Annotated in this window: 28 protein-coding genes; 12 read left to right on the forward strand and 16 right to left on the reverse strand. The window is 69.4% G+C overall.

From position 1 onward, the window contains the following. Window positions 1–46: 46 nt before the first annotated feature. The 9 genes from pcp to LA521A_RS06730 are packed head-to-tail and all read right to left on the reverse strand — an operon-like array spanning window position 47 to window position 6,102. A complete protein-coding gene (pcp, locus tag LA521A_RS06690) occupies window positions 47–706 on the reverse strand; it encodes a pyroglutamyl-peptidase I (protein ID WP_281781531.1) in 660 nt (219 codons plus the stop codon). Next, complete coding sequence (locus LA521A_RS06695) at window positions 703–1,668, reverse strand: DUF979 domain-containing protein (protein WP_281781532.1); 966 nt, start codon at window positions 1,666–1,668, stop codon at window positions 703–705. The genes pcp and LA521A_RS06695 overlap by 4 nt, the downstream gene beginning before the upstream one ends. Beyond that, a complete protein-coding gene (locus LA521A_RS06700) occupies window positions 1,655–2,383 on the reverse strand; it encodes a DUF969 domain-containing protein (protein WP_281781533.1) in 729 nt (242 codons plus the stop codon). The genes LA521A_RS06695 and LA521A_RS06700 overlap by 14 nt, the downstream gene beginning before the upstream one ends. Beyond that, a complete protein-coding gene (locus tag LA521A_RS06705; RefSeq protein ID WP_281781534.1) occupies window positions 2,380–3,135 on the reverse strand; it encodes a LamB/YcsF family protein in 756 nt (251 codons plus the stop codon). Before LA521A_RS06705 ends, LA521A_RS06700 begins: the two co-directional genes overlap by 4 nt. Window positions 3,136–3,155: 20 nt before the next feature. Beyond that, window positions 3,156–3,320, reverse strand: coding sequence for a LiaI-LiaF-like domain-containing protein (locus tag LA521A_RS06710; RefSeq protein ID WP_281781535.1), 165 nt, complete (start codon window positions 3,318–3,320; stop codon window positions 3,156–3,158). 25 nt (window positions 3,321–3,345) lie between these two features. After that, window positions 3,346–4,287: a 5-oxoprolinase subunit C family protein gene (locus LA521A_RS06715; RefSeq protein ID WP_281781536.1), complete on the reverse strand. Its 942-nt coding sequence runs from the start codon at window positions 4,285–4,287 to the stop codon at window positions 3,346–3,348. After that, window positions 4,287–5,012: a 5-oxoprolinase subunit PxpB gene (pxpB, locus tag LA521A_RS06720; protein WP_281781537.1), complete on the reverse strand. Its 726-nt coding sequence runs from the start codon at window positions 5,010–5,012 to the stop codon at window positions 4,287–4,289. Before pxpB ends, LA521A_RS06715 begins: the two co-directional genes overlap by 1 nt. Next, window positions 5,009–5,437 carry an HIT domain-containing protein gene (locus LA521A_RS06725; RefSeq protein ID WP_281781538.1) on the reverse strand — a complete coding sequence of 143 codons (429 nt, stop codon included), beginning with the start codon at window positions 5,435–5,437 and terminating at the stop codon, window positions 5,009–5,011. Before LA521A_RS06725 ends, pxpB begins: the two co-directional genes overlap by 4 nt. Beyond that, window positions 5,434–6,102 carry a dienelactone hydrolase family protein gene (locus tag LA521A_RS06730; protein ID WP_281781539.1) on the reverse strand — a complete coding sequence of 223 codons (669 nt, stop codon included), beginning with the start codon at window positions 6,100–6,102 and terminating at the stop codon, window positions 5,434–5,436. Before LA521A_RS06730 ends, LA521A_RS06725 begins: the two co-directional genes overlap by 4 nt. Window positions 6,103–6,235: 133 nt before the next feature. Here LA521A_RS06730 and rimO point away from each other — a divergent pair, with 133 nt between their 5' ends. Then, on the forward strand, window positions 6,236–7,567 hold the full coding sequence (rimO, locus tag LA521A_RS06735) for a 30S ribosomal protein S12 methylthiotransferase RimO (RefSeq protein ID WP_281781540.1): 1,332 nt from the start codon (window positions 6,236–6,238) through the stop codon (window positions 7,565–7,567). Between the two features lie 80 nt (window positions 7,568–7,647). On the opposite strand, the gene LA521A_RS06740 is transcribed toward rimO, so the two are convergent. From LA521A_RS06740 to LA521A_RS06760, 5 genes are all read right to left on the reverse strand, one after another. After that, on the reverse strand, window positions 7,648–8,886 hold the full coding sequence (locus tag LA521A_RS06740; RefSeq protein WP_281781541.1) for an MgtC/SapB family protein: 1,239 nt from the start codon (window positions 8,884–8,886) through the stop codon (window positions 7,648–7,650). A 33-nt stretch (window positions 8,887–8,919) separates the two neighbouring features. Beyond that, window positions 8,920–9,387 (reverse strand): GNAT family N-acetyltransferase, encoded by a 468-nt coding sequence (locus LA521A_RS06745; protein WP_281781542.1) that lies wholly within the window; start codon window positions 9,385–9,387, stop codon window positions 8,920–8,922. Beyond that, the gene (greB, locus tag LA521A_RS06750; RefSeq protein WP_281781543.1) at window positions 9,384–9,884 is read right to left on the reverse strand and encodes a transcription elongation factor GreB; all 501 of its coding nucleotides are present in this window, start codon (window positions 9,882–9,884) and stop codon (window positions 9,384–9,386) included. Before greB ends, LA521A_RS06745 begins: the two co-directional genes overlap by 4 nt. A 236-nt stretch (window positions 9,885–10,120) precedes the next feature. Next, window positions 10,121–10,627: a copper resistance protein NlpE gene (locus LA521A_RS06755; protein WP_281781544.1), complete on the reverse strand. Its 507-nt coding sequence runs from the start codon at window positions 10,625–10,627 to the stop codon at window positions 10,121–10,123. A 38-nt stretch (window positions 10,628–10,665) separates the two neighbouring features. Next, window positions 10,666–12,195 (reverse strand): helicase HerA-like domain-containing protein, encoded by a 1,530-nt coding sequence (locus LA521A_RS06760; RefSeq protein WP_281781545.1) that lies wholly within the window; start codon window positions 12,193–12,195, stop codon window positions 10,666–10,668. Window positions 12,196–12,416: 221 nt separating this feature from the next. Between LA521A_RS06760 and LA521A_RS06765 the strand changes: the two genes are divergently transcribed. Genes LA521A_RS06765 through LA521A_RS06775 form a run of 3 tightly spaced genes read left to right on the forward strand, consistent with a single transcriptional unit; the run spans window position 12,417 to window position 15,328 of the window. Beyond that, complete coding sequence (locus LA521A_RS06765) at window positions 12,417–13,973, forward strand: transglycosylase SLT domain-containing protein (protein WP_281781546.1); 1,557 nt, start codon at window positions 12,417–12,419, stop codon at window positions 13,971–13,973. A gap of 57 nt (window positions 13,974–14,030) precedes the next feature. Further along, complete coding sequence (locus LA521A_RS06770) at window positions 14,031–14,678, forward strand: DUF6891 domain-containing protein (protein ID WP_281781547.1); 648 nt, start codon at window positions 14,031–14,033, stop codon at window positions 14,676–14,678. Then, on the forward strand, window positions 14,675–15,328 hold the full coding sequence (locus LA521A_RS06775) for a lysoplasmalogenase (protein WP_281781548.1): 654 nt from the start codon (window positions 14,675–14,677) through the stop codon (window positions 15,326–15,328). Before LA521A_RS06770 ends, LA521A_RS06775 begins: the two co-directional genes overlap by 4 nt. A gap of 102 nt (window positions 15,329–15,430) precedes the next feature. Here the strand turns inward: LA521A_RS06775 and asd are convergent, their stop codons facing one another. Next, on the reverse strand, window positions 15,431–16,276 hold the full coding sequence (gene asd, locus LA521A_RS06780; RefSeq protein ID WP_281781549.1) for an archaetidylserine decarboxylase: 846 nt from the start codon (window positions 16,274–16,276) through the stop codon (window positions 15,431–15,433). A 90-nt stretch (window positions 16,277–16,366) separates the two neighbouring features. Beyond that, entirely contained in the window at window positions 16,367–17,023 is a 657-nt protein-coding gene (locus LA521A_RS06785; protein WP_281781550.1) for an SCO family protein, read from the reverse strand. Between the two features lie 89 nt (window positions 17,024–17,112). On the opposite strand from LA521A_RS06785, the gene prmB reads away from it, so the two are divergent. The 8 genes from prmB (at window position 17,113) to LA521A_RS06825 (ending at window position 25,635) form a co-directional block, all read left to right on the forward strand. Next, window positions 17,113–18,051: a 50S ribosomal protein L3 N(5)-glutamine methyltransferase gene (gene prmB, locus LA521A_RS06790; protein ID WP_281781551.1), complete on the forward strand. Its 939-nt coding sequence runs from the start codon at window positions 17,113–17,115 to the stop codon at window positions 18,049–18,051. A 211-nt stretch (window positions 18,052–18,262) separates the two neighbouring features. Then, on the forward strand, window positions 18,263–19,366 hold the full coding sequence (gene aroC, locus LA521A_RS06795; protein WP_281781552.1) for a chorismate synthase: 1,104 nt from the start codon (window positions 18,263–18,265) through the stop codon (window positions 19,364–19,366). Continuing rightward, window positions 19,359–20,381, forward strand: coding sequence for a 2-hydroxyacid dehydrogenase (locus tag LA521A_RS06800; RefSeq protein ID WP_281781553.1), 1,023 nt, complete (start codon window positions 19,359–19,361; stop codon window positions 20,379–20,381). Before aroC ends, LA521A_RS06800 begins: the two co-directional genes overlap by 8 nt. Window positions 20,382–20,457: 76 nt before the next feature. Further along, window positions 20,458–20,826 carry an NIPSNAP family protein gene (locus tag LA521A_RS06805; RefSeq protein ID WP_281781554.1) on the forward strand — a complete coding sequence of 123 codons (369 nt, stop codon included), beginning with the start codon at window positions 20,458–20,460 and terminating at the stop codon, window positions 20,824–20,826. An 85-nt stretch (window positions 20,827–20,911) separates the two neighbouring features. Continuing rightward, window positions 20,912–21,937: an aspartate-semialdehyde dehydrogenase gene (locus tag LA521A_RS06810; protein WP_281781555.1), complete on the forward strand. Its 1,026-nt coding sequence runs from the start codon at window positions 20,912–20,914 to the stop codon at window positions 21,935–21,937. A gap of 123 nt (window positions 21,938–22,060) precedes the next feature. Continuing rightward, window positions 22,061–23,965 carry a motility hub landmark protein FimV gene (locus LA521A_RS06815; protein WP_425494575.1) on the forward strand — a complete coding sequence of 635 codons (1,905 nt, stop codon included), beginning with the start codon at window positions 22,061–22,063 and terminating at the stop codon, window positions 23,963–23,965. 228 nt (window positions 23,966–24,193) lie between these two features. Then, window positions 24,194–24,997: a tRNA pseudouridine(38-40) synthase TruA gene (gene truA, locus LA521A_RS06820; RefSeq protein ID WP_281782041.1), complete on the forward strand. Its 804-nt coding sequence runs from the start codon at window positions 24,194–24,196 to the stop codon at window positions 24,995–24,997. After that, on the forward strand, window positions 24,994–25,635 hold the full coding sequence (locus LA521A_RS06825) for a phosphoribosylanthranilate isomerase (RefSeq protein WP_281781556.1): 642 nt from the start codon (window positions 24,994–24,996) through the stop codon (window positions 25,633–25,635). The genes truA and LA521A_RS06825 overlap by 4 nt, the downstream gene beginning before the upstream one ends. Window positions 25,636–25,647: the final 12 nt, after the last annotated feature.

A 25,647-nucleotide genomic window follows, 5' to 3' on the forward strand; every position in this document is an offset into this window, starting at 1 on the left:
GGGCGTGAGCAAGAACGCTCACGCTCACTCCTCGCCATCGGCCCGATCAATGCGTCGCGCCGCCGCCCATCCGCACGTCGTGCTCGATGGTGAGCGCGATGCCCACCGCCAGCCGCAGGGCCTGCGCCACGACCGCCGCAGGCAGGCTCGGCGCGCCCGCATGCAGCGCGGCCTGCGCGGGCGAGTAGGGGATGTGCACGAACCCACCACGCACGCCGGGCATGCCGTGCAATGCGTGCATCAGCCCGTAGAACACGTGGTTGCACACGTAGGTACCGGCGGTTTGCGAGATCTCCACCGGAAACCCCGCGTTGCGCAGCGCGGCGAGCATCGCCTTGATCGGCAGTCCCGTGAAGTAAGCCGCCGGGCCCTCCGCCGCGACCGGCTCGTCGATCGGCTGCAGGCCCGCGTTGTCGGGAATGCGCGCGTCGATGACGTTGATCGCTACGCGTTCCAGCGAGATCTGCGCGCGTCCGCCGGCCTGGCCGACGCAGATCACCAGCGCCGGCGCGAGTTCGTCCAGCGCCTGCCGCAGCGCGTGCAGCGAGGCGTCGAACTCCACCGGCAGGCAACGCGCGACGATGCGGTGCCCGGCGACGATCTCACCTTCCAGTGCCTGCACGGCTTCCCAGCTCGGGTTCGTGGACTCGCCGCCGAATGGGGCGAAGCCGGTCAGCAGCACGTGCGGAAGCGGCGTGGCATTCATCGGAAGGCGAGCCAGTACATCAGCGCGAGGTTGACCAGCAGCAGCGGAATCGCCGTCGGCAATTGCGCGCGGATCACCGCGTTGGGGTCGTCGAGCTCCAGCAGCGCGGCCGGAACCAGATTGAAGTTCGCCGCCATCGGCGTCATCAGCGTGCCGCAGTAGCCGGTGAGCATGCCGATGGAGCCCAGGATCGCCGGCGCGGCGCCGTGTTGCTGGATCAGCAGCGGCAGGCCGATGCCCGCGGTCATCACCGGGAACGCCGCGAACGCGTTGCCCATGATCACGGTGAACAGCACCATCCCGAGCCCGTAGGCGAGCACGCACGCGAGGCGGCTGTCGGCCGGAATCAGCGCCGACACGATCGACGCCACCGCCTCGCCGACGCCACTGGCCGCGAACACGCCGCCGAGCGTCGCCAGCACCAGCGGCAACAGCGCGGCCCAGCCCATCGTGTCGAGCAGTCGTCGTCCTTCGCCTAGCGCCGCGATGGGGCGCTCACGCGTGACGAGGATCGCCGCGAACGTCGCCACCACGCACGCCAGCGCAAGCCCGATCAGTGTGATGCTGCCTTCGCCGAACAGCGCGGTGACGCCGAACGCGAGCGTCGGCCCGAACAGCACGATCAGCACGGTAACGACGGGAATGATCAACGCCGGCACGAACAGCTTGTGCCCCAACCGCTGCGCCGAGGCGAGGCGCTGTGCGTGCGGCGCTTCGTCGATGGGCTCGCGGCGCATGCGCGTGGCGAGCAGCGCCAGCGCGATCACGCCCGCGCCGGCCAGTTGCGCGGGGAGCTTGTCGCCGGCCTTCGATGCCTCGAGCACGAACTTGCCGGCCGCGAACAGCCCCGCGATCAGGATCCAGAACGCGGCGTGCGCGAAGCGGCGATCGCGCAGGTTGCGCAGTCCCGCGTACGCCAGGAACAGCGCGAGCAACAGGTAGAAGTGCTCAATCGTCAGCATCGGCGCGACTGCCCGGTTGCGTCGCGCGCCGCGCCGCGGTGCGGCGATCGAGGCGACGCTGGAAGAACACGATGCGGATCGCGTGGATCACGAACGCGGCGATCGCCGTCGGCAACGCCCACAACGCGATCTGCAGCGGTTCCAGGTGGATGCCGTGTTCGGCGTAGAAGCCCTGGATCAGCAGCACCGCGCCGAACGCGAGGAACACGTCCTCGCCGAAGAAGCGCCCGACGTTGTCGGTGGCCGCGGCGAGTGCGTACACCTTCTGCGTGTCGTCGCGCGAGATCTCGCCGTTGGGCTTCGACGCCGCGGATTCGGCCATCGGCGCAAGCAGCGGCCGCACGGTCTGCGCGTGCCCGGCGATGTCGATCAGTCCGAGCATGCTCAGGCCCTGCCGCGCGGCGAGATAACCGGCGAGCAGTCGCGACAGTGTCAGAGCGCGCCACCCTTCAATCCAGCGCAGCGCGTGTTCGCGAAGGCCGGCGCGTTCGAGCAGGCCGATGGTCGGCAGCGTCATCGCGAACATCAGCAGCGCACGGTTCGACACGAAACTCTCGCCGAGCAGCGCGAGCAGTTCGCCCATCGACTTGCCGGCCAGCAGCCCGCTCACCAGTCCCGCGCTGACCACCACGATCACCGGATTGGCGCGCAGCACGAAGCCGACGACGACCCACGCAACGCCGATCAGCGGCCAGTAATTGATGGCCTCGCTCATGCGGCGGCTCCGAAGGGACGCACCGCGATGCCGCCGGCTTCCAGCGCCTCACGCACCGCGCGGGCGAACGCCACTGCGTCCGGCCGATCGCCGTGCAGGCACAGCGTGTCGGCGCGTAGGTGCACGACGCTGCCGTCGTCGGCCAGCACTTCGCCGTGAGCCACGAGGCGACGAACCTGCACGATCGACGCGTCGAGCGATTCGATCACCGCACCGGGCGTGCCGCGCGGACGCAAACGGCCGCGCGTGTCGTAACCGCGCTCGGCGAAGACCTCGTGCGCCACGCGCAGGCCGTGTTCGATACCCGCTTGCGCGAGCGCCGAACCCGACAGCGCATACAGCGCAAGCGCGGGGTCGAAGTCGGCGACGGTCGCCGCGATCGCATCGGCCACGGCGCGATCGTCGGCCGCGACGTTGTACAGCGCGCCGTGCGGCTTGACGTGCGCGAGCGCGACGCCTTCCTCGCGTGCGATCGCGCGAAGACGCGCCACCTGGTCGCGCACCATGCGCGCGACGTCGGCCGGTGCGACGTCGAGGATGCGGCGGCCGAAGTGTTCGCGATCCTCGTAGGACGGATGCGCGCCGGCCGCCACGCCGTGCTCGCGGCACAGGCGCAGCGTCTGCCGCATCGTCGTCTCGTCGCCCGCGTGGCCGCCGCAGGCGATGCTGGCGGAAGTCACGTGCGGCAGGATCGCCGCGTCGTTTCCGCAGCCTTCGCCGAGGTCGCAGTTGAAGTCGATGCGCGTGCCCACGGGCGTCCGATCGCGCGGCCTCAGCCGCGCTTGAACAGCATGCCCAGGCCGACGACGATCAGGAGCGCCGGCCACCAGGTCATCAGCAGGCGGCCGAGGCTCATGTCGGTGAAGCCGAGGTTGTTGAGCAGGAACAGCGTGCCGATCACGACCAGCACGAGCGCGCCGACGATGTTGGATTTCATTGAATTGCCCAAAGGAGTGGAAGGTTCAGACCGCGGGCAGGCGCGCGTCGATCATCACGCCGATTCTGGCGATGCGTGCACGTGCCGCGCAAGCCAGTCGATGGGCGGTGGCGGCATCCACGGGCGCGAAGTGCAGCGGCTGTCCCGGAACGCACTGCGCCAGGCGCGGCAGGTCGGCGGCGATCACGTGCCCGAGCTTCGCGTAGCCGCCGACGGTCTGCGCGTCGGCGAGGAGCACGATGGGGCAGCCGTCGGCGGGTAACTGGATCGTGCCGGGCGCAACGGGCTCGGACACGCCATCGCCGCCGGGCGAAGGCAGCGCGTCGCCCTGCAATCGAAGCCCCTGCCGGTTGCTGCTGGCGCTGACCGTCCAGCCGCGACGGGCAAGGGCGGATGCCGCCGGATGCGCGCTCGCGCGATAGCGGATCGGCAGGTGCGCGTCGTGCGCGGGATCGATCCACCATGCCGGCGCCGTGGGTCCATCGACGGGCCGCGCCGCGCCCGGGGCGAGGGGCAGCATGTCGCCGGCACGCAGCGCTCGCCCGTCGAGCCCGCCGAAGCCGCCGCGCAGATCGGTGCTGCGGCTGCCGAGCACGGGAGGCAGATCGATGCCGCCGTCGATCGCCAGCCACGCGCGCGCGCCGCCGCGCAGCGCGCCGATCTCCAGCGTGCCTGCGGGGAGTTCGACCGGTCGGCCGTGCGGCACGGATTCGCCGTCCAATCGCGGGGCACAGGGGGCGCCGATCAACGCGATGCGTGCCGGCGCCTCCAGGCGCAACGTGGGGCCGCGCAGGGTGATTTCGAGCACCGCGGCATCGCCGTCATTGCCGACGAGGCGGTTCGCGATGCGCGCGGCGCCCGCATCGAGCGCGCCCGCGTGCGCGACGCCGAGGTGGCGCCAACCGCTGCGGCCGCGATCCTGCACCGTCGTCAACAGGCCCGGCGCGAGCACGTGGAGGCTGCGCATCACAGGTGCGCGTCCGCTTGCGCGGCGATGCGCGCGAACTCGCCGGCGTCGATCGCGCGAAAGCGCACGCGATCGCCGGGTTGCAATCGCGCCGGCGGTTTGCGTCGCGGATCGAACAACACCCACGGCGTGCGCCCGAGCAGCCGCCAGCCGCCGGGACTTTCGCGCGGATAGATGCCGGTCTGCGCGCCGCCAATGGCGACGCTGCCTGCGGCCACGCGTGCGCGCGGCGTCGCCAGGCGCGGCAGCGCGAGCGCGGGATCCAGTCCGGAAAGATACGGAAAGCCCGGCGCGAAACCGATCATGGCGACGGTGTAATCGCCGGCGGTGTGGCGTTCGATCAGTTCGTCCGGCGTGAGGCCCAGTTCGGTCGCGGACGATGCCAGGTCCTGGCCGTGGTCGCCGCCGTAGAGGACGGGGATTTCGACCTGCCGGCCGTTCGCCCGCGATGGATCCGCCGCCAACGCCGCAAGCGCCGTGCTGTCGTCCATCAACGCGATCAGTTCGGCATGTACGAACGCCGGATCGACCGCCGCATTGAAGAACACGCCCAAGCTCGCGAACGCCGGCACCACGTCGCGCAGCCACGGCGGATCGAGCGCGCGCAATCGCGCGGCCATCGCGTGCACGGCGGCGTTGAGTTCCGGATCGATCCGATCGCCGAAGCGCAGCAGCCACGCGTCGTCGGCCAGCGCTTCGATGTCGCAGGCCAGGTGCGGACTCACTGCTTCAGCGCGCCCTGCAGTTGCTGGATGCGATCGACCAGTGCCTCGGGCGAATACGGCTGCGCGGTCGCCGTGCCCCACACGGGGCGCGGCCACGCGATGTCGTCGGGGAAACGCGCGATCACATGCACGTGCAGCTGCGACACGACGTTGCCGAGCGCCGCCACGTTGAGCTTGTGCGGCTTGAACAACGCGCGCAGTGCGTGGCTTGCCAGGTTGATCTCCGCCAGCAGCGCGGCCTGCTGCGTCGCGTCCAGATCGACCAGTTCGACCGCGTCGGCCACGCGCGGCACGAGGATCAGCCACGGGTGGTTCGCATCGTCCATCAGCCTCAGCTCGCTCAACCCGAGGTGCGCGACCGGATGCGTGTCCTGCGCCAGTTGCGCGTGCAGTTGCCACCCGCCGGCGTGGCCCGAACGGTTCATCGCAGGTTCTCCTGGAGGAAGTCGAGCGTGCGCGTCCAGGCGAGCTCCGCGGCGTCCGGATCGAACACGTGGTTGTCGACATCGCGGTTGAACGCGTGGCCCGCGCCGGCGTAGACGTGGATCGTCGCGCGCGGCTGCTTCTGGCGGTGCTGTTCGATCGCCTGTTCGGAGATCGAGTGATCGGCCTGCCCGAAGTGGAACATCATCGGTGCGCGCAGCGGCTCGTCGAGGAAGGGCAGGGTGCGTGCGCCGTAATACGACACCGCCGGCAGGCCAAGACGGGTATTGGCGAGGAACGCCACGCTCCCGCCCCAGCAGAAGCCGACCGCGCCTGCACGCAGGCCTTCCTCGTGCAGCGTTTCCGCCGCGACGCCGACGATATCCACCGCGCGATCGAAGCCCAGCTCGTTGCGCAGCGCGACGCCGCGCTGGGTGCCGGCTTCGTCGTAGGGAAGTTCGACGCCGGGCGCGACCGGGTCGTACAGCGCGGGGGCCAGCGCGACGAAGCCCGCCGCGGCGAAGCGGTCCGCGACCTCGCGCACGTGCGCGTTCAGGCCGAAGATCTCCTGCAGCACGATCACGGCGCCGCGCGAGGGGCCGCCCGGCTCGGCGCGCCAGGCGCGGACGGGGCCGTGGGGAGTGTCCAGTTCGGTCCAGAGGGCCATGTCTGTTCAGCTTGAACGGGGGAAAGGGGCCCGGCCGATTCTAGCGCGGGGCTATAATCCGCAGCCCTCCCGCCGCCGCCTGCCGTCCTTCCGGATGGCCGCCGCGCCTGTCCCATCGTCGCCGGTCCGCTCCATGTCCCTTGCCAATCCCAAAGTCGGTTTCGTCAGCCTCGGTTGCCCGAAGGCGCTCGTCGATTCCGAACGCATCCTCACCCAGTTGCGCGTGGAGGGGTACGACATCGTGCAGACCTACGACGACGCCGACGTCGTCGTGGTCAACACCTGCGGCTTCATCGACTCGGCGGTGACCGAATCGCTGGACGCCATTGGCGAGGCCATCGCGGAGAACGGCAAGGTCATCGTCACCGGCTGCCTGGGCAAGAAGCCCGAGCAGATCCGCGAAGCCCATCCGGGCGTGCTGTCCATCAGCGGACCGCAGGACTACGGCAGCGTGATGACCGCCGTGCATGCGGCGCTTCCGCCCAAGCACGATCCGTTCCTGGACCTCGTCCCGGACACCGGCATCAAGCTCACGCCCAAGCACTACGCGTACCTCAAGATTTCCGAAGGCTGCAATCACCGCTGCAGCTTCTGCATCATCCCGTCGATGCGCGGCGACCTGGTCAGCCGTCCGGTCGACCAGGTGCTGCGCGAAGCCGAGAAGCTCGCGATGGGCGGCGTGAAGGAGCTGCTGGTCATCTCGCAGGACACCTCCGCCTACGGCGTCGACGTGAAGTACGCCGAGCGCGAATGGCGCGGCAAGTCGTACCAGACGCGCATGAAGGCGTTGTGCGAAGGACTGGGCGAGCTGGGCATCTGGACGCGCCTGCACTACGTGTACCCGTACCCGCACGTGGACGACATCATCCCGCTGATGGCGGACGGAAAGCTGCTGCCGTACCTGGACATCCCGTTCCAGCACGCCAGCCCGCGCGTGCTCAAGCTGATGAAGCGTCCGGGCGCGGTCGACAAGACGCTCGAACGCATCCAGCGCTGGCGCACCATCGCGCCCGACATCGCCATCCGCTCCACCTTCATCGTCGGTTTCCCGGGCGAGACGGAAGCCGAGTTCGAGGAACTACTGGATTTCCTCGATGAAGCGCAGCTCGACCGCGTTGGCGCGTTCGCCTATTCGCCGGTGGAAGGCGCCACCGCGAACGCACTGCCGGATTCGATCCCGGAAGAAGTGAAGCAGGAGCGCCTGGCGCGCTTCATGGAGAAGCAGGCCGGGATTTCCGCGATGAAGCTGGAAGCCAAGGTCGGCACGAGGCAGCGCTGCCTCGTCGATGCGGTCGACGGCGAACTCGCCATCGCGCGCACGATGTACGACGCGCCGGAAATCGACGGCCTCGTGCAGATCCAGAACGGCTTCATGGCCGGCGTGAAGCCGGGCGAATTCGTCGACGTGGAGATCATGGGCAGCGACGAACACGACCTGTTCGGCGAAGTGCCGTTCGAGGATTGATTCCTCGCCGGCGGCAAATGCGTCTGTCATCGCCCCGAAGCGTCAGGCCGACCGCCCGGCAACCGCATAGCAAACGGCGTTCAACCGGCGACGACCACTCCCGTCGCCACCGCGCACGCGACCGCCATCCCCATCAGCCCGCCGCCGACCAGCAGCCCGTAACGCCGGTTCCCGCTGGCGAACGCGAGCACGGTCTTGGCTATCGCGCTCGATGCGAGCAACGCCGCGATGCCCCACTGCGCATGGGTCATCGTCAGCCCGCCGGCCGCCGACAACTGCGCGATGCTCGCCGCGGAAGCGTGCAGTTCCACCAGCGCGACCAGCACCGCCGTCGCCAACGCGCCGATGTCGCCGAACACGCTGCGCAACCACGCCGATGCGACGAGCACGACGGCGATCATCAACGCAAGCAACAGTCCGTGGCTCAGCTTGAACGCGCGCGCCTGCGGTTCGTCCGGCAGCGTCGGCGCCGCGCCCTGGCGTCTTAGCCCGATCGCCGCACCCAACGCCAGCACCACCGCCGCGGCCGCCAGCGGCCACGCGCTCGCCCGCAACAGCGCGGGCGCCGCCGTGGCGACGATGCCCACCAGCAGCAGCAACGAGGCGAGGTTGGCGAGCAGCGCGGCGGATGCCGCACCGGCGGTGAGTTCGTCCGCCTCCCGTGAGCGCTGACCGAAGCCGGCGACGGCAGCGGTCGACGAGGCGAATCCCGCGAAAAACCCCGCGACCGGCAAGCCCCAGCGTGCGCCGACCGCGCGCAGCGCCACATGGCCGAGCATGCCGACCGCCATCACCAGCACGACCAGCTTCCACAACTTGGAGGGCACCAGCACGCCCCACGGGTCGACGGGCTCGTCGGGCAGCAACGGCAGGATCACCAGCGCGGACGCCGCGAGAAGCAGCGCGTCCTGCACCTCGCGTTCGCTGACGACCTCGCGCGCGAAACGCCGCAGCGGATGCTTCGCGAACAGCAGCACGGCGCTGACCACCGCCAGGCCCGCGGCAACGGCCGTGTGGATCAGCGCGAGCGCGGCAAGCGTCGCGGTAACGAGGAGCGCCATCTCGCCGGTCAGGCCCGGGTCGTCGTCGCGCGTGCGCACGTAAGCCGCCAGCGCCAGCGCACCGATCGCCAACAGCACCGCCGCCAGCGCGGCGGGCCCGATGACGGCCGCGACCCCGGCGGCGGTGGCGACCATCGCATGCGTGCGGATGCCGGCGACGATCGCGCCGCCTTCGCCGTGGCCGCGTTCGCGCACCACGCCGATGAGCAGGCCGATCGCGATGGCCGTCAGCAGGCCCCGGAGGTCGTCGGTGTCCATGCGCGCAAGCTAACCCAAGCGTGCCCGACGTGCTTACCGCGCCGGAAACACCATCGGCACGGAACGCACGCCGTCCTCCAGCCGCGCGGGTCCCGCCGGTTCGAAACCCATGCGCAGGTAGGCATCAAACGCGTGCAGCGATGCGTTCACGGTGATCGGTGTCCCGGGCGCGGCGCTCGTCCGCACTTCGTTCCAGAGACGCCGTGCGATGCCGCACCGCTGCGCGTCGTCGGCGACGAACAGGTGGTAGAGGTGCGAGGGCAGGCGCAACGCGGCGACACCGACTATGCGCCGGTCGCGTTCGGCGACGACGTGACGGTGGCCTTCGCGCAGTCGTTGCGCCGTGCGGGCGGGCGACATCGAATCCATCAGCCGCGCCACGCCGCCCTGCGTGCAGTCCGGTGCGATCCAGCGCTGCGTCAGCGTGATGACGAGCGCGCTCATCGCCTCGGCGTCCTCCATGCGCGCATCGCGGAAGGTGATGGCGCCAGGCGTCGTCACTCGTAGGCGACGTCGATGATCGCGAAACGCGTCGCGCCACCGGGCAACATCGCCTCGAACTCGTCGTCGAGGCGCTTCTTGAGCATCGCGCGCGCCAGCGGCGAATCGATGCTGATGGCGCCGGTCTTCGCATCGGTTTCGTCGGGGCCGACGATGCGATAGCGCTGCGTGTCGCCGGTCGCGACGTTCTCGATCTCCACGCGCGCGCCGAAGAACACCGCGTCCGGATCGCTGGGCACGGTGTCCACCACGCGCAGCGCGGGCACGCGCTTGGACAGGTAACGCACGCGGCGATCGATCTCGCCGAGCTGTTTCTTGCGATAGGTGTACTCGGCATTCTCCGAGCGGTCGCCCTCGGCCGCGGCGGCGGCGAGCGCTTTGACCACTTCGGGACGCTTCACGCGCCACAGCTCGTCCAGCTCGGCCTTCAGCCGGTCGTGTCCCTCGCGGGTGATGAGCGCGGTGCTTTTTTCTTGCGGTGGACGCCAGCGGCCCATGGGGACTCCGGTTGGTACGCGTCGTGATGCAGGGACTCCCTCCCCTGCGAATGCAGGGGAGGGTTGGGGAGGGGTGAAGTGCAGCGCCGTAACGTTCACGAAGCCTGCGAACCGATGCGATGACATCGGCCGCATCGCTGCACTGCACGTCCCGACCCTCACCCCAACCCCTCTCCCGGAGGGAGAGGGGCTCAAAACATCCGGGGCGCGCTTCGGTTACCCGGGCTACAAATGCCTTACTGCGCGGAACGCTTCAGGTTGTACGGCAGGCTGCTTTCGATGGGCTTGCCTTCCATGTCGAGCTGACGGATCTCGTCGTTCGACAGGATCGCGAACAAACGGTCGTGGTCCGACTTGCTGTTGGGATCCAGCCGCAGACGCTGGTTGTTTTCTTCGACCGTCCACGTGCCGTCGCCCTTGAGCTCCTGCGCCGGTCGCTCGCGGTAGGACTCGGTGACGGTGTACGTTCCGTCGGCCGCGAGCTCGATGCGCGTGTCGATGCCGGGGCAGTCGGCGCAGGGCAGCGTGCCCGTGAACGTGCCGGCGAAGGCCTTCGCGTCGAACGGCGCGCCTTGCGCGGAGGGACGCGCATCGGCGGCGGGCGCAGCCGGTGGCGCCGCGGCTTCGGGCGGGGCGGGCGTTGCGGCGGGCTCTGTCGGCGCCTGCGGCTTGCACGCCGACAACGCGGCGACGGCCAGCGCGGCGAGCAGGACGGTTCGTGCGTTCACGGCGGACTTCGACATCACAAGCTCCTTGCGAGGGGGAAGAAAGGCGGCGACGTTCAACGCTTCGAGCCACCGAAGATGCTGCCGAGCAGTCCGCGCACGATCTGCTGCCCGATGCGGCTGCCGACGGTGCGCGCCGTTTGCTTGGCCATGGTCTCGACCATGCCCTGGCGCCGCTTCGTACCGAACACCGCATCCTTGACGGCCTGGCCGAAGCCGCTGTCCTCGGCCTCGTCCTGCGCGCGCGACCGCGCCGGCGGCGCCTTGCTGTGCTGCGCCGCGTTGTCGGCGCGCGCGGCGAGGATCTCCGATGCCGATTCGCGATCCACGCGTTCGTCGTACTTGTGGCCCACCGCGCTGGTATTACGCACCTGCAGGCGTTCGGCCTCGGTGATCGCGCCCATGCGGCAGCGCGGCGGCGCGATCAGCGTCTTCTCCACCGGCATCGGCACGCCCTTGTCCTGGAGCGTGGACACCAGCGCCTCGCCCGTGCCGAGCTGCGAGATCGTCTTCGCCACGTCCAGCGCCGGATTGGGCACGAAGGTTTCGGCCGCGGTCTTCACCGCTTTCTGGTCGCGCGGCGTGAACGCACGCAGCGCGTGCTGCACGCGATTGCCGAGCTGGCCGAGGATGTCGTCGGGCACGTCGTCGGGGAATTGCGAGCAGAAATACACGCCTACGCCCTTGGAGCGGATCAGTCGCACCACCTGCTCGACGCGCTGCTGCAGCGCCGGCGGCGCATCGTCGAACAGCAGGTGCGCTTCGTCGAACACGAACACGAGTTTGGGTTTGTCCAGATCGCCCACTTCCGGCAGCGTTTCGAACAACTCCGACAGCAGCCACAGCAGGAAGCTCGAATACAGGCGCGGTTTCAGCACCAGTTGCTCGGACGCCAGGATGTTGATCACGCCGCGGCCATCGGGCGTGGTGCGCATCAGGTCGACCAGCTCAAGCGCCGGCTCGCCGAAGAACAGTTCGCCGCCTTCCTGTTCCAGACGCAGCAGCGCACGCTGGATCGCGCCGATGGACTGCGCGCTCACCAGGCCGTAGCTGGTCGAGATGTCCTTGCGCTCTTCGGCCACCAGCCCGAGCAGTGCGCGCAGGTCGTGCAGGTCGAGCAGCAGCAGGCCGCGGTCGTCGGCGAGCTTGAAGACGATGTCGAGCACGCCCGATTGCGTGTCGTTGAGTTCGAGCACGCGCGAGAGCAGCGTCGGCCCCATCTCGCTGACGGTGGTGCGCACCGGATGGCCGAGCTTGCCAAACATGTCCCAGAACACGACGGGGTTGGCTTCGGCGGCGTAGTTCGCGAGCCCGATCTCGGCGACGCGGGCAAGCAGCTTGTCGTTCGCCGTGCCCGCGACGGCCAGGCCGGCCACGTCGCCCTTCACGTCGGCCAGGAAGACCGGCACGCCCAGGCGCGAGAAGCCTTCGGCCAGCGTCATCAGCGTGACCGTCTTGCCCGTGCCGGTGGCGCCCGCGACAAGCCCGTGGCGGTTGCCGAACTTCGGCTGCAGGAAGACGTGCCCCTGCGAGTCGGGCAGCGATTGCGGCGTGGTGACGGCCTTGCCAAGCAGGATGGGGTCCATAGGGATCTCGGGGAGTGCAGCAGCGGAGTTGCGGCGATTCTAGGCGCGCGCGCCCGCCGCCGTGTTCATCTTGCGAATCTGCCTGAATCGCCGGCATCGACGCCGTTCATCCGGCCACGCCGCGCGGGACGGTCCCCACATATCGGACGTTTCCGGCTTGTCCTGCTCGCTCGCGGCCGGATACCCTGCGTTGCCCCCGCTTCCACGCTTCTGCGCTGTCCATGCACGTGATCGCCCGCTCTTCCGCCGCGCTGCTCGCGCTGGCTCTCCTTGCCGCCATGCCGCAGGCGCACGCGCTGTCCAAGCGCGACCAGGCCGCGGTGGACGCACTCAACACGCGCATGCAGGCCGCCGAGACGCGCTATCGCGCCGGGCTGGTGAAGATCGGCAATGCCGATCCGGCCGGCCGCACCGAAGTCGACGCCGCGCTGGAGGACATGGAAGACGTGATGGCCGCCTGCGTGAAGCAGAAGGGCTGCTCGCCCACCACCATGCTCGCCGCGTACAAGCGCCTGCTGAAACAGAACGCCGACGTGGCCTCGGGCGATGAAGTGCCCGAGGACAACGACGACGAGAACATCGCCGGCACCATCGCCGCCGACGTGCCCGAAGCCGCGCGCGCGGCCGCGCTGCTCAGCGCCGACGGGCAGCAGTTCGTGAAGATGGTCCAGTACAACCCGGCCGTGCAGGCGGGCATCCGCCGCTGGCTCACCGACATGCGGCCGTCGCTGATCGACACGTTCGAGAACTACCAGTACCTGCGCCAGACGATGTGGCCGCAGTTCCAGCGCGCCGGGCTGCCCGAAGCGCTGCTGTTCGGCGTGATGGCGAAGGAATCCAATGGCCGCGTGCACTCGACCTCGCGGGCCGGCGCCGCCGGGCCGATGCAGTTCATGTACGCCACGGGCCGCCGCTTCGGCCTGGGCGACGACGGCACCGGGTTCGACACGCGCTACGACGCGCGCGCCTCCGCGGCCGCCGCGGCGGAGTATTTCAACGAGCGCCTGGGCACGCTCAACAGGAGCATCGAGCTGTCGCTGGCCGCCTACAACGGCGGCGAAGGCCGCGCCCAGCGCGTGTTCAACAGCTCCGGCGGCGGCAATTTCTGGGACGAGTCGGTCTACAACCAGTTCCCGGCCGAAACCCGCGACTACGTGCCGATGGTGATCGCCGCGGCGTGGCTGTTCCTGCATCCGAAGGAATACGGCCTGACGATGCCGCGCGTCGACGCGCGCCCGGCGGCGCTGCGCCTGGTCAAGCCCAGTTCGATCTACGAACTCACCATCTGCCTGGGCAATGGCGGTACGCGCGAGGGGTTCATGCGCGCGCTGCGCAACCTCAACCCGCGCTACCAGGCCGACCAGTACCTGCCGACCGGCACCACGCTCGCCGCGACCACCAAGATCGCCGGGCTCTATGGCCGTTACTGCACGCAGGGCCAACGCGCCGAACTGGCGCACACGCTGGTGATGAGCGATGCCTCGCGCGCCATCGTGCGCACCGGCCCGGTGACGCCGGTGCAGGCCGAGGACGCGGTGTACGAGGCCGAAAGCGCCGGCATCGGCAGCGCGTCGGCCACGCCGGCGCCGGTTCGCAGCAAGCCGTCCAAGCCCGCCAAGCCTTCGACCTACACCGTCAAGCGCGGCGAAACGCTGACCGCCATCGCGCAGAAGTTCCAGTGCGACACCGGCGATCTGGCCCGCGCGAACAAGCTCAAGGCGCCGCGGTTCGCGATCAAGCCCGGGCAGAAGCTCAAGCTCGACGCCTGCGAAGGTTGAGTCGCGCCGCCGGACCGTCCATGCTGCGCCCACCACAGGGACGCAGGGGAGTGGGGCATGGTCTGGGGGAAGATCGTGGGGCTGTTCCAGCGTAAGCAGGCGCGACCGACGCACGGCGCGCCCTCGCTGGAAGAACAACTGGACGAACTGCGCGGCTACATCGCACGCGATCTTCGCGGCGGGTACGTCGAGGGCGATTCCATCATCGACAACGCGCTGGAAGTGCTGGAACTCCAGCCGCACGGCGAAGACGTGCTGCGCACGCACGCGCGACGCATCCTCGAAGACGAGGCCGAGGCCTATCGCCACGAGGCGGCCGGCTGGCCCGAGCTGACCGATCACGATCGCCTGGAGCAGGCTTTCGCCGCGCTGGAAACGCAGGGCGTGGTGTGCCGGCAGAACTTCACCTGCTGCGGCACCTGCGGCGTGGCGGAGATCGGCGACGAGATCGACGCCGCGCGGGAACGCGGCGGCCCGGTGCACGGGTACGCGTTCTTCCACATGCAGGACACCGAGCGCGCGGTCGAAGGCGGCGGACTGTGGCTGAACTACGGCGCGACCGAAGGCGGCGAAGCCCCGGCGCTCGCGGTAGGCGCGCGCATCGCCGATGCGTTGCGCCTTGCCGGCCTCGCGGTCGACTGGGACAACGACTGGACCAAGCGCATCCACGTGCCGCTGCAATGGCAACGCCGGCTCGCGCTGTGACGCGTACGCCGGTCGCGCTCGCGGTCGTCGTGGCCGCCACCGCGTTGCTCGCGATCGTCGGTGCGTACTGTCCGGCGATGCCGTGGCTGCACTGGGTTTTCAAGCCGCTGACGACGCTGCTGATCGCCTGGTCGGTGTGGCGCTTGCCCTCGGACGCGCCGCGTTATCGCACGTGGTTGCTGGTCGGCCTCGCGCTGTCGACGGCAGGCGACGTGTTCCTGATGCTGCCGGTCGATGCGTTCGTGGCGGGGCTGGCGAGTTTCCTGCTCGCGCACCTGGCCTACCTGCTCGCGCTGCGCCAGCGCGAACGCTTCTTCGCTGCGGCCTGGCCGTTCGTGCTGTACGCGCTCGTCGCCGGCGCGGTGCTCGCGCAGTTGTGGCCCGGTTTGCCCGGAGAACTGCGCGTGCCGGTGATCGTCTACGTGATCGTGCTCGCCGCGATGGCTGCGCAGGCGTCGGCGGTGTGGTGGCGCCGACGCGACGGCGCCGCGCTGTGCGGCGCGTGGGGTGGGGCGTTGTTCGTGCTGTCCGACGCATTGCTGGCGTGGGACCGTTTCGTTGCGCCGTTCGCGGCGGCGTCGTTCGCGGTGCTCACGAGCTACTGGCTGGCGCAGCGGGGCCTGGCGCGGTCGGTGCCCAGAACCGAATAACGGTTTTGTAGCCCGGGTAAGCGGAGCGCACCCGGGATGATCGCTCGCAACGTCGAACCCGGGTGCGCTTCGCTTACCCGGGCTACAACAGCTACGGGAGCATCAGATCGTACGCGTCGCCAGCTTCTGCCCCAGCCGCACCGGCGATTCCGCACCGAGCGACGGATCCAGCGTCGCCACGCCACGCGGCAGCAGCACGATGACGGTGGAGCCGTAGTTGAAGCGCGCCATCTCGGCGAAGCGGTCGAGCGTGATGTTCTCCGCGCGCCAGTCCTTGCGGTTGATGCGATCGCCGTACGCGGGGATTTCCTCGCCGCTCCACACCGTTTCCACGCCCGACACCAGCAGCGCGCCGACCATCACGCACGCCATCGGGCCGAAGTCGGTATCGAAGTGGCACACCAGGCGCTCGTTGCGCGCGAACAGGCGCGGCACGTTCGCCACCGCCGCGGTGCCGACGCTGAACAGGCGGCCCGGGACGTGCACGGTTTCGCGCAGGCGGCCGGTCCAGGGCATGTGCACGCGGTGGTAATCGCGCGGCGACAGATAGACCGTCGCGAACAGGCCATCGTTGAAGGGCACCGCATCGTTCGCGTCGCCGAGCAGTTCGGCCGCGGTGAACGACTGGCCCTTCGCCTGGAAGATGCGGCCGTTCTCGATCGGACCGCACTGGCTGATGTGGCCGTCGGCCGGCATCACCAGCGCACGCGGATCGGGATCGGCGACGCGTGCGCCGGGCTTCAGCGCACGGGTGAAGAAGGCATTGAACGTCGGGTATTTCGTCGGATCTGGCTGCGCGGCCTCGGCGAGGTTCACGCCGAACCGGCGCGTCACCGCATCGATGAGCCACTGCTTCAGGCGCGGGTTATCCGAATACGCGAGCGCGCGCGCCATCGACGAGAGCAGCCGGTGCGGCAGGACGTAGGTGAGGGCGGTGATCAGGCTCATGGAGTCGGCGTGGCTTCGAATGGGATCGAGGTTAGTGGCAACGAGTGCAAAGGAACGAGAAGCGAGGCGCGACTCCCTTCCTGCTCCGGTTCATTCCTTCACCGGTTTCCACGCCTGGGTCAGCGCGGTCATGTCGGCGGCGATCGCCGCCGGATCGAACGGCGGCTGCACCAGGCCCGCCATGCGGCCCTGCGGGTCGAGCACCGCCATCGAGGCGCTGTGGTCCACGCTGTACTGGTCGGCGCGCACGCCTTCCGGCGGCGGCACCTTCGCGAACACCATGCTCAACGACTTGGCGAACTGCTCAAGCGCCGGGATGTCGGCGGTGGCGGCGATGGTGTCGCGATGGAACGCGTGCGCGTATTCGCCGATGCGATCGGGCGTGTCGCGCTCGGGGTCCACCGACACGAACAGCACGCGCGGACGCGTGGTTTCCGGCAGCGCGGCCCACTGCTTCTGCGCCTTGGCCATTTCGGCCAGCGTGGTGGGGCACACGTCCGGGCAATGCGTGAAGCCCAGGAAGACCAGCGTCCAGTGGCCCTTCAGTTCGCCCGGCACCAGCGGCGTGCCGTCGGACTGGCGCAGCGTGAAGGCGGGCAGCGTGCGGGCCGGCTCGAACAGGCGAACGGCACGCGTCTGCGGCAGCGAGGAGCCTGCGGACGGCGCGAAGAAGTGCTGCGCGGCCCACAGGCCGAGGGCGGCGGCGAGGGCGGCGATCAGGATGGTGACCGTGGTGCGGCTGAACATGGCGGCGTCGAATCGCGCCCGGCAATGGGCGCGGGCATGATACCGGGCCGGGCCTCGTATAATCCTCGCCCCCTTCGAAAGGCCCCGCCATGAACGGCTCGACCCCCACTCCCGTCACCTTCGAGCAGGTCTCGATCATCGACCTGATCCGTTATGGCGGCAGCCGCTTCAACGAGGCCGGCCTGACCTTCGGCCACAGCTACGACAACGCGGTGGACGAAGCGACCCAACTGGTCCTGCACGCGCTGCACCTGCCGCACGACCTCAGCCCCGTGTATGGCGCCTCGCGCGTCACCGCGGCGGAGCAGGCGAAGGTGCTGGCGCTGTTCCAGCGCCGCATCGACGAGCGCGTGCCGGCGGCGTACCTGACGGGCGAGGCGTGGTTCGCTGGCCTGAGCTTCAAGAGCGACCGCCGCGCGCTGGTGCCGCGTTCGCCGATCGCCGAACTGATCCCGCACAGCTACGAGCCCTGGCTGGGCGGCCGCGAGATCGAGCGCGTGCTCGACCTGTGCACCGGTTCGGGCTGCATCGCGATCGCCACCGCGCACTACCACCCGCACTGGGAGGTCGATGGCGTTGACATCAACGACGACGCGCTCTCGCTCGCACAGGAAAACAAGCAGCGCCTGCACGCCGACAATGTCACGCTGCGCAAGTCGGACCTGTTCAACCAGCTGCAGGGCCAGGTGTACGACCTCATCGTCACCAACCCGCCGTACGTCACCAACGACGAAACCGACGCGCTGCCGCAGGAGTATTCGCACGAGCCGGAACTCGGCCTGCGCGCCGGCGACGACGGCCTGGACCTCGCGCTGAAGATCCTGCGCGACGCGCCGGAGCATCTGACGGAAAACGGCCTGCTGATCTGCGAAGTCGGCGAGGCCGAGCGCGCGCTGGTCGAGCTGCTGCCGGAACTGCCGATGGCGTGGGTGGAGTTCAAGGTCGGCCAGATGGGCATCTTCGTGGTCGAGCGCGCGGACCTGGTCGAGCATCACGCGAAGATCAAGGCGCTGGCGGACGCGCGCTGAGGTTTGAGCCCCTCTCCCAACGGGAGAGGGGTTGGGGAGAGGGGCGGGGCGTGCGATGCAGCGATCTGCGCATTGCACATTGCTGCACGGCGCTGTGCACTTCACCCCTCCCCAACCCTCCCCTGCAAGCAGGGAGGGAGCTCAATCAGGTTCCAGCAGCAACCAATCCACGTTGCTAAAGTGAAGGCCTGATCCCGGCACAGGCCGCCCCGTGTCCAGCAACAGCTTCGGCAAACTCCTTACCGTCACCACGTTCGGCGAAAGCCATGGCCCCGCCATCGGTTGCGTGGTCGACGGGTGTCCGCCCGGCATTGCCATCGCGCCGGACGACTTCCGCCACGATCTCGAACGCCGCGCCACCGGCCGCACGCGCCACACCTCGCAGCGCCACGAAGCCGACGAGGTCGAGATCCTCAGCGGCGTGTACGAAGGCGTCACCACCGGTACGCCGATCGCGCTGCTGATCCGGAACACGGATCAACGCAGCAAGGACTACGCGAAGATCGCCGAACAGTTCCGCCCCGGCCACGCGGACTACACCTACTGGCAGAAATACGGCATCCGCGATCCGCGCGGCGGCGGCCGCTCGTCCGCCCGCGAGACGACCATGCGTGTGGCCGCCGGCGTCATCGCGAAGAAGTGGCTCGCCGATCGTTTCGGCGTGCAGGTGCAGGGCTGGTTGTCGCAGATCGGCGAGATCGTGCCGCACGGTTTCGATCTTTCCGCCGTGGAGAACAACCCGTTCTTCTGGCCCGACACGCGCCAGGTCACGGAGCTGGAGCTGTACATGGACGCGCTGCGCAAGTCCGGCGATTCGGTCGGCGCCCGCGTGGACGTGATCGCGACCAACGTGCCGCCGGGCTGGGGCGAGCCGATCTACGGCAAGCTCGACGGCGAACTCGCCAGCGCGCTGATGAGCATCAACGCGGTGAAGGGCGTGGAGATCGGCGATGGTTTCGGCGTCGTCGCGCAGAAGGGCAGCGAGCATCGCGACCAGCTCACGCCGCAGGGCTTCGCCAGCAACCACGCCGGCGGCATCCTCGGCGGCATCAGCACGGGCCAGCCGCTGCGCTGTTCGGTGGCGTTCAAGCCGACGTCCAGCCTGCGCTTGCCGATCGACAGCCTCGACACCCACGGCGACGTCGTCGAAGTGATCACCACCGGCCGCCACGATCCGTGCGTCGGCATCCGCGCCACGCCGATCTGCGAGGCGATGGTCGCGCTGGTGCTGATGGACCAGGCGCTGCGCCATCGCGCGCAATGCGGCGACGTCGGCGAGGTGACGCCCCGCATTCCCGCGCAGCGCGATGGCTGACGTGCGTCCCCGCGTCTGGGTCTCGCAGCCGCTGTTCGGCGACATCGTCGGGCGCCTGCGCGAACACTTCGACGTGATCGAAACCGCCGCGGTCGGCAAGCATCCGCAGGACGAAATCGCGGCGATGCTCGCCTCGTGCGACGGCGCGCTGGTCACGCTCAACGACCGCATCGGCGCGGCGGAAATCGCCAATGCGCCGCGCCTTCGCGCGATCGCGAACGTCGGCGTCGGCTACAACAACCTCGACGTTCCCGCGCTCACGCAGGCCGGCATCGTCGTGACCAACACGCCCGACGTGCTGACCGAAACCACGGCCGATTTCGGCTTCGCGCTGATGATGGCCGCCGCGCGCCGCATCACCGAAGCCGAGCGCTGGCTGCGTGACGGCCAGTGGAAACAGTGGAGCTTCGAGACGATGCTCGGCGGCGACGTGCACGGCACGACGCTGGGCATCCTCGGGATGGGACGCATCGGGCAGGCGATCGCGTGCCGCGCGGCGGGCTTCCGCATGCGCGTGCTGTACCACAACCGTTCGCGGCTCCGCGCCGACATCGAAGGCACGTGCCGCGCGCAGTACGTCGATTTCGACACGCTGCTCGCGCAGGCCGACCACCTCGTGCTCGTGTTGCCGTATTCGCCGGCGGTGCACCACCTCATTGATGCGACGGCGATTGCGAAGATGAAGCCGACGGCGACGCTGACGAACATCGCGCGCGGCGGCATCGTCGACGAGGACGCGCTCGCCGACGCACTGGAAAGCGGCCGGCTCGCCGCGGCGGGGCTCGACGTCTACGAAGGCGAGCCGGCGATCCATCCGCGCCTGCTCGCGCTGCGCAACGTCGTGCTCACGCCGCACATCGCCAGCGGCAGCCTCGCCACGCGCCGCGCGATGGTGTCGCTGGCGGTGGAAAACCTGACCGCGGCGTTGGGCGTCGGGCCGCGCGCGGGCGATCCACCGTCGCCGGTCAACGCCGCGGCGCTTGGCGCGCAGCGAAAACCCGGCATATCGAAATAAGCAGACGCCAGAGCGTCTGCCTCCGTGTTGCGCGATCATCCCAATGCGTCTTTCGAACCACGCCGGAACCGCCGCCATGTCGAGCCACCCGCGATTGCTCCAGATCCGCACGTACCAGCTCGCACCGGGCTCGCGCGAGGGCTTCCACCGTGCCTTTGTCGAACAGGCCGTGCCGATGCTGCAGCGCTGGGCGCATGAGGTCGTGGCGTTCGGCCCGTCGCCGCACCAGGACGACGCCTATTTCCTCCTCCGCGCCTACGACGACCTGGCCGATCTGAACGCGCGGCAGGACGCCTTCTATGGTTCGCCCGAATGGCGTCAGGGACCGCGCGAGCACGTGCTGGCGATGATCCGCCACTACCAGGATGCGGTACTGTGGGCGTCTCCCGAGGCCATCGACGACCTGCGGCGCCGCAATGCCGGCGACGCGGCACCGACGGGCTGAGCCGCAAGCAGATATTCGCAACACCCGCCGGAATGGTTCCGGCCGGGCTTCACCGCTGTACTCCTCCACCCGAAAGAAGGAACCAATGAACGCCAAGAACTCCTGCAACGTGGCCATCGTCGGTGCGACCGGCGCCGTGGGCGAGACGATGCTGCGCATCCTCGTCGAGCGGAAATTCCCCATTGGCAACTTGCACCTGCTGGCCAGCGAGCGTTCGGCTGGCGAGAAAATCGAGTTCGGCGCGAAAAAAATCGTGGTGGAGGACCTGGCGACGTTCGACCCGACCGGCATCGACATCGCGCTGTTCTCCGCCGGCGGCAGCGTGTCGAAGGAATACGCGCCGAAGTTCGCCGCCGCGGGCGCGGTGGTGATCGACAACTCCTCGGCGTTCCGTTACGACGACGACGTGCCGCTGGTGGTGTCGGAAGTGAACCCCGACGCGGCGAAGAACCGTCCGCGCGGGATCATCGCCAATCCCAACTGCTCGACCATGCAGATGCTCGTCGCGCTGGCGCCGATCCATCGCAAGGTCGGCATCGATCGCATCAACGTGGCGACGTACCAGTCGGTGTCGGGCGCCGGCCGCTCGGCGCTGGAGGAGCTCGGCCGCCAGACCGCCGCGCTGCTGGGCTTCCAGGAACCCAACCCGGAGCGTTTCCCGGTGCAGATCGCGTTCAACCTGATCCCGCACATCGACGAGTTCCAGGACAACGGCTACACCAAGGAAGAAATGAAGCTGGTGTGGGAAACGCGCAAGATCCTGGCCGACGACAGCATCCAGGTGAACCCGACCGCGGTGCGCGTGCCGGTGTTCTACGGGCATTCGGAGGCGGTGAATATCGAGACGCGCGAGAAGATCAGCGCGGCGGAGGTGCGCAAGCTGCTGGAAACCGCGCCGGGCGTGGAGATCGTCGACGAGCCGAAGGCGGGCGGGTATCCGACGCCGGTGACGCACGCGTCGGGCAACGATCCGGTCTACGTCGGGCGCATCCGCGACGATTTCTCGCACCCGCGTGCGGTGAACCTGTGGATCGTGTCGGACAACATCCGCAAGGGCGCCGCGTTGAACGCCGTGCAGCTGGCCGAGCTGGTACTGGCCGAGCGGGGCTGATCGCAGCCGATCAGCCCGGTTGATGGACCCCAAACGCCGCTGGAGTCACGTCCGGCGGCGTTTTTCATTGCCCTGCTACCCGGCGAGGGCTTAGAGTCGCGCCGGGGAAGGCAGGGATCCGAAGTGAAACAACCCGAAGCAAAACAGCCAGTTGCCAGACAAAGCTCCGCCAGCCGCTACGTGCGCACCGCGCTCGGGCTGGCGCTCGCGCTGGCCAGCGGCGCCGCTTCCGCGCTCGGCCTCGGGCAGATCGAGGTCAAGTCGCGCCTGGGACAGCCGTTCCTGGCCGAAATCCCGATCATTTCCAGCGATCCGGCCGAACTGGAAAACCTCCAGGCCGAGCTCGCTTCGCCGCTCGTCTTCGCCCGCGTCGGCCTGCAGCCGCCGATGGGCGTCATCGCCGAACTGCAGTTCACCTCGGCGCTCGACGCGGCCGGCCGTCCGGTCATCCGGGTCACCACCGCGCAGCCGGTCAACGAGCCGCTGCTGACCTTCCTGGTGTCGGTGGATTGGGGGCAGGGCAGGCTGGTGCGCGAATACGCGGCGCTGGTCGACGCGCCGCGCACGGTGTCGGCGCCGATGCAGCCGGCCATCGAGGAGACGGTCGTCTCCGAACCCAACATCATCGAGCGCGAGCCGGAAGCCGCTGCGCCGCAGACCGCCGAAGCACCGCCCGCGACCACGCCCGAGGAAGAGGTCGAGCAGGCCATCGCGCGCGAGGAAAACGCCGCGGCGGACAACGAGATCCCCGCCGCGCCGCCGCAGCCCCAAGCGCAGCCGCAGGTCGCCGTGGCCACGCCGCCGCGCGCGCCGGTGCCGGATGCCGCGCGCGAACTGTCCGGCGATTACACGGTGCGCCGTGGCGACACGCTGTCGGAAATCGCCGGCCGCATGGAAGGCCAGGCCAGCCTCGACCAGGCCATGATCGCGCTGCTGCGCGCGAACCCCGACGCCTTCATCGACGGCAACATCAACCTGCTCAAGGCCGGCGCGGTGCTCGAAGTGCCGCCGGGCGACGAGCTGGCCAGCGTCGATGCCGGCGAAGCCCGCCGTCTCGTCGCGCAGCACGTGCAGCAGTGGCGCGATGCGCGCCGTGCCGTGCCGCAACCGGCGATGGAAGGCGCGGTCGCCTCGGCCGCCGGCGCTCCGGCGTCGAACGCGCCAGGCAACAACGCAACGGCGGGCGGTTCGGCGAGCGCCGACGCCCGCCTCGAAATCGTTCCGCCCGAGGCCGCGCGCGCCGCGCAGGCGGGCACCCAGTCCGGCATCCAGGCCGGCGGCGAGGGCCAGATGCTGCGACAGGAACTGCAACAGACCCAGGAAACGGTCGCCGCCCGCGAGGCCGAGGTCCAGGAACTCAAGAGCCGCGTCGCCGAGCTCGAGCAGCTGCAGAAGCAGCAGCAACAGCTCATCGCGATGAAGGACAGCGAGCTGGCCGCCGCGCAGCAGCGCGTCGCCAAGACCAACGAACAGGCCGCGGCCCAGTCCGGCTCGCCGCTGCCGTGGATCATCGGCGGCGGTGCGCTGCTGCTGGCGCTGCTGGGCGGCTGGTGGATGGGACGTCGCCCGAACAAGCCGGCGTTCCGCGCGCCGTCCGACGCCGCGTCGACGACGCCTTCCATCGCCGACGCGTTCGCGCCCGGCCCGGATATCGAGGCGCGCGAGGCCCCGGAAACCGTCGTCGAGCCGCCCGCACCGGAAGAGCGTGCGGTTGACGTGCGCGCGCCCGAGGAGCCCGCGTTCGAACTGACGCCGGAACCGCAGGCGCCGGTGCGTCCCACCGCTCCGGCCGCGCCGACGGCCCCGATCGCACCCGCGTGGCACATCGCGGCGAACGGCAATGGCCGTCGCGGCCATGTCGAACCGACGCTCGCCACGCAGCCCGGCCAGGAACGACTGGAACTCGCCCGCGCTTACATCGACCTGGGCGATCGCGAGAGCGCTCGCCAGCTGCTGAGCGAAGTCGTCATCAACGGCGACCTCGCCGCGCGCCAGGCGGCATCGCGGATGCTGCAGGACCTGGGCTGACGCACTCCCGAAACGGCGGGGCGAACGCTCGCGCGTGGCCCTCTCCCGATGGGAGAGGGGTTGGAGCGGCGAAGAAGTCACTTCGTCGCACGTCGCCGCGCTGCTCGTTTTCCAAGCGCCATTTGCCTTCGCCCAGCCCGCGAAGCACGATCGACGCCTAGTCCGGTCCCTGCCGTAACGCACACCCTTTCCGCCGTGAACACCCCCGCCGAATCCACTCCGACGCAGATCGCGCCCACCCAACGCTTCGCCCTCGGCATCGAATACGACGGCAACGGCTTCTGCGGCTGGCAGCGGTTGAGCAAGCACGGCGAACCCGAGCGCGAAGGCGAGGAAACGCTGCAGGCCGCGCTGGAATTCGCGATCTCCTTCGTCGCCGGCCATCCGGTCGAAACGATCTGCGCCGGGCGCACCGACGCCGGCGTGCACGCCGAATGCCAGGTCGTGCACTTCGACAGCCACGCCGTGCGCGACGCACGCAGCTGGATGCTCGGCGTCACCAGCCGTCTGCCGCCGTCGATCGCCGTGCGTTGGTGCCGGCCTGTGGCACACGATTTCCATGCGCGCTTCTCCGCGCGTGCGCGCCGCTATCGCTATCGCATCCTCAATCGCCCGGTGCGCGCCGCGCTCGGCCGGCAATACCTCAGCTGGGAACGCCGGCCGCTCGACGCCGATGCCATGCACCGTGCCGCGCAGGCGCTGCTGGGGGAAAACGACTTCTCCTCCTTCCGCACCGTGCATTGCCAGTCGCCGCACGCGTGGCGCGAGTTGCAGGAGATCCGCGTCACGCGCAGCGGCGACGTGGTCGAAGTGGAAGTGCAGGCGAACGCGTTCCTGCACCACATGGTGCGCAACATCGTCGGCAGCCTGCTGATGGTCGGCAGCGGCGAAAAGCCCGAACGCTGGATCGCCGAACTGCTCGCCACGCGCGACCGGACGGTCGCCGGTCCGACCGCGCCGCCGACGGGGCTGGTGTTCCTCGGACCGCGCTACCCGGCGGAATGGAATCTTCCCGCGGAAATCACGCTATGAATGCGCAGACGCATACGCGCATCAAGTTCTGCGGCATGACGCATGCGGACGACATCGCGCTGGCGTGCGAGCTGGGCGTGGATGCGATCGGCCTGGTGTTCGCGGAGCGCAGTTCGCGGCGGCTGACGATCGAGCAGGCGAGGGCGTTGCGCGCCGGAATCGCCGAAGGCATCGAAGTCGTCGCGCTCTTCATGGATAACGACGCGGCCACCGTGCAGCGCGTGATCGACGCCGTGCGACCGACGGTACTGCAGTTCCACGGCCGCGAGGACGAAGCATTCTGCGCCGCGTTCGACATGCCGTATTTCAAGGCGGTCGCGATGGGCGGCGACGTCGCGGCCGATGCGTTGTCGCATCATCCGCGCGCCGTCGCGCTGTTGCTCGACAGCCATGCGTCCGGCGGCGCGGGCGGCACCGGTCACGCCTTCGACTGGTCGCGCATCCCGCGCGAATCCGCGCGGCCGTTCCTGCTTGCCGGCGGGCTGCATCCGGAAAACATCTTCGACGCGGTGACGGCCGTGCATCCGTGGGGCGTGGACGTCTCCAGCGGCATCGAGTCGGCACCGGGCGAGAAGGACGCCGCGAAGATGCGGCGCTTCGTCGAAGAAGTGCGGCGGGCGGATTCGTCGGAACGCTGACGTCGCCCGGTC

Source organism: Lysobacter auxotrophicus (assembly GCF_027924565.1).
GTDB lineage: Bacteria > Pseudomonadota > Gammaproteobacteria > Xanthomonadales > Xanthomonadaceae > Lysobacter_J > Lysobacter_J auxotrophicus.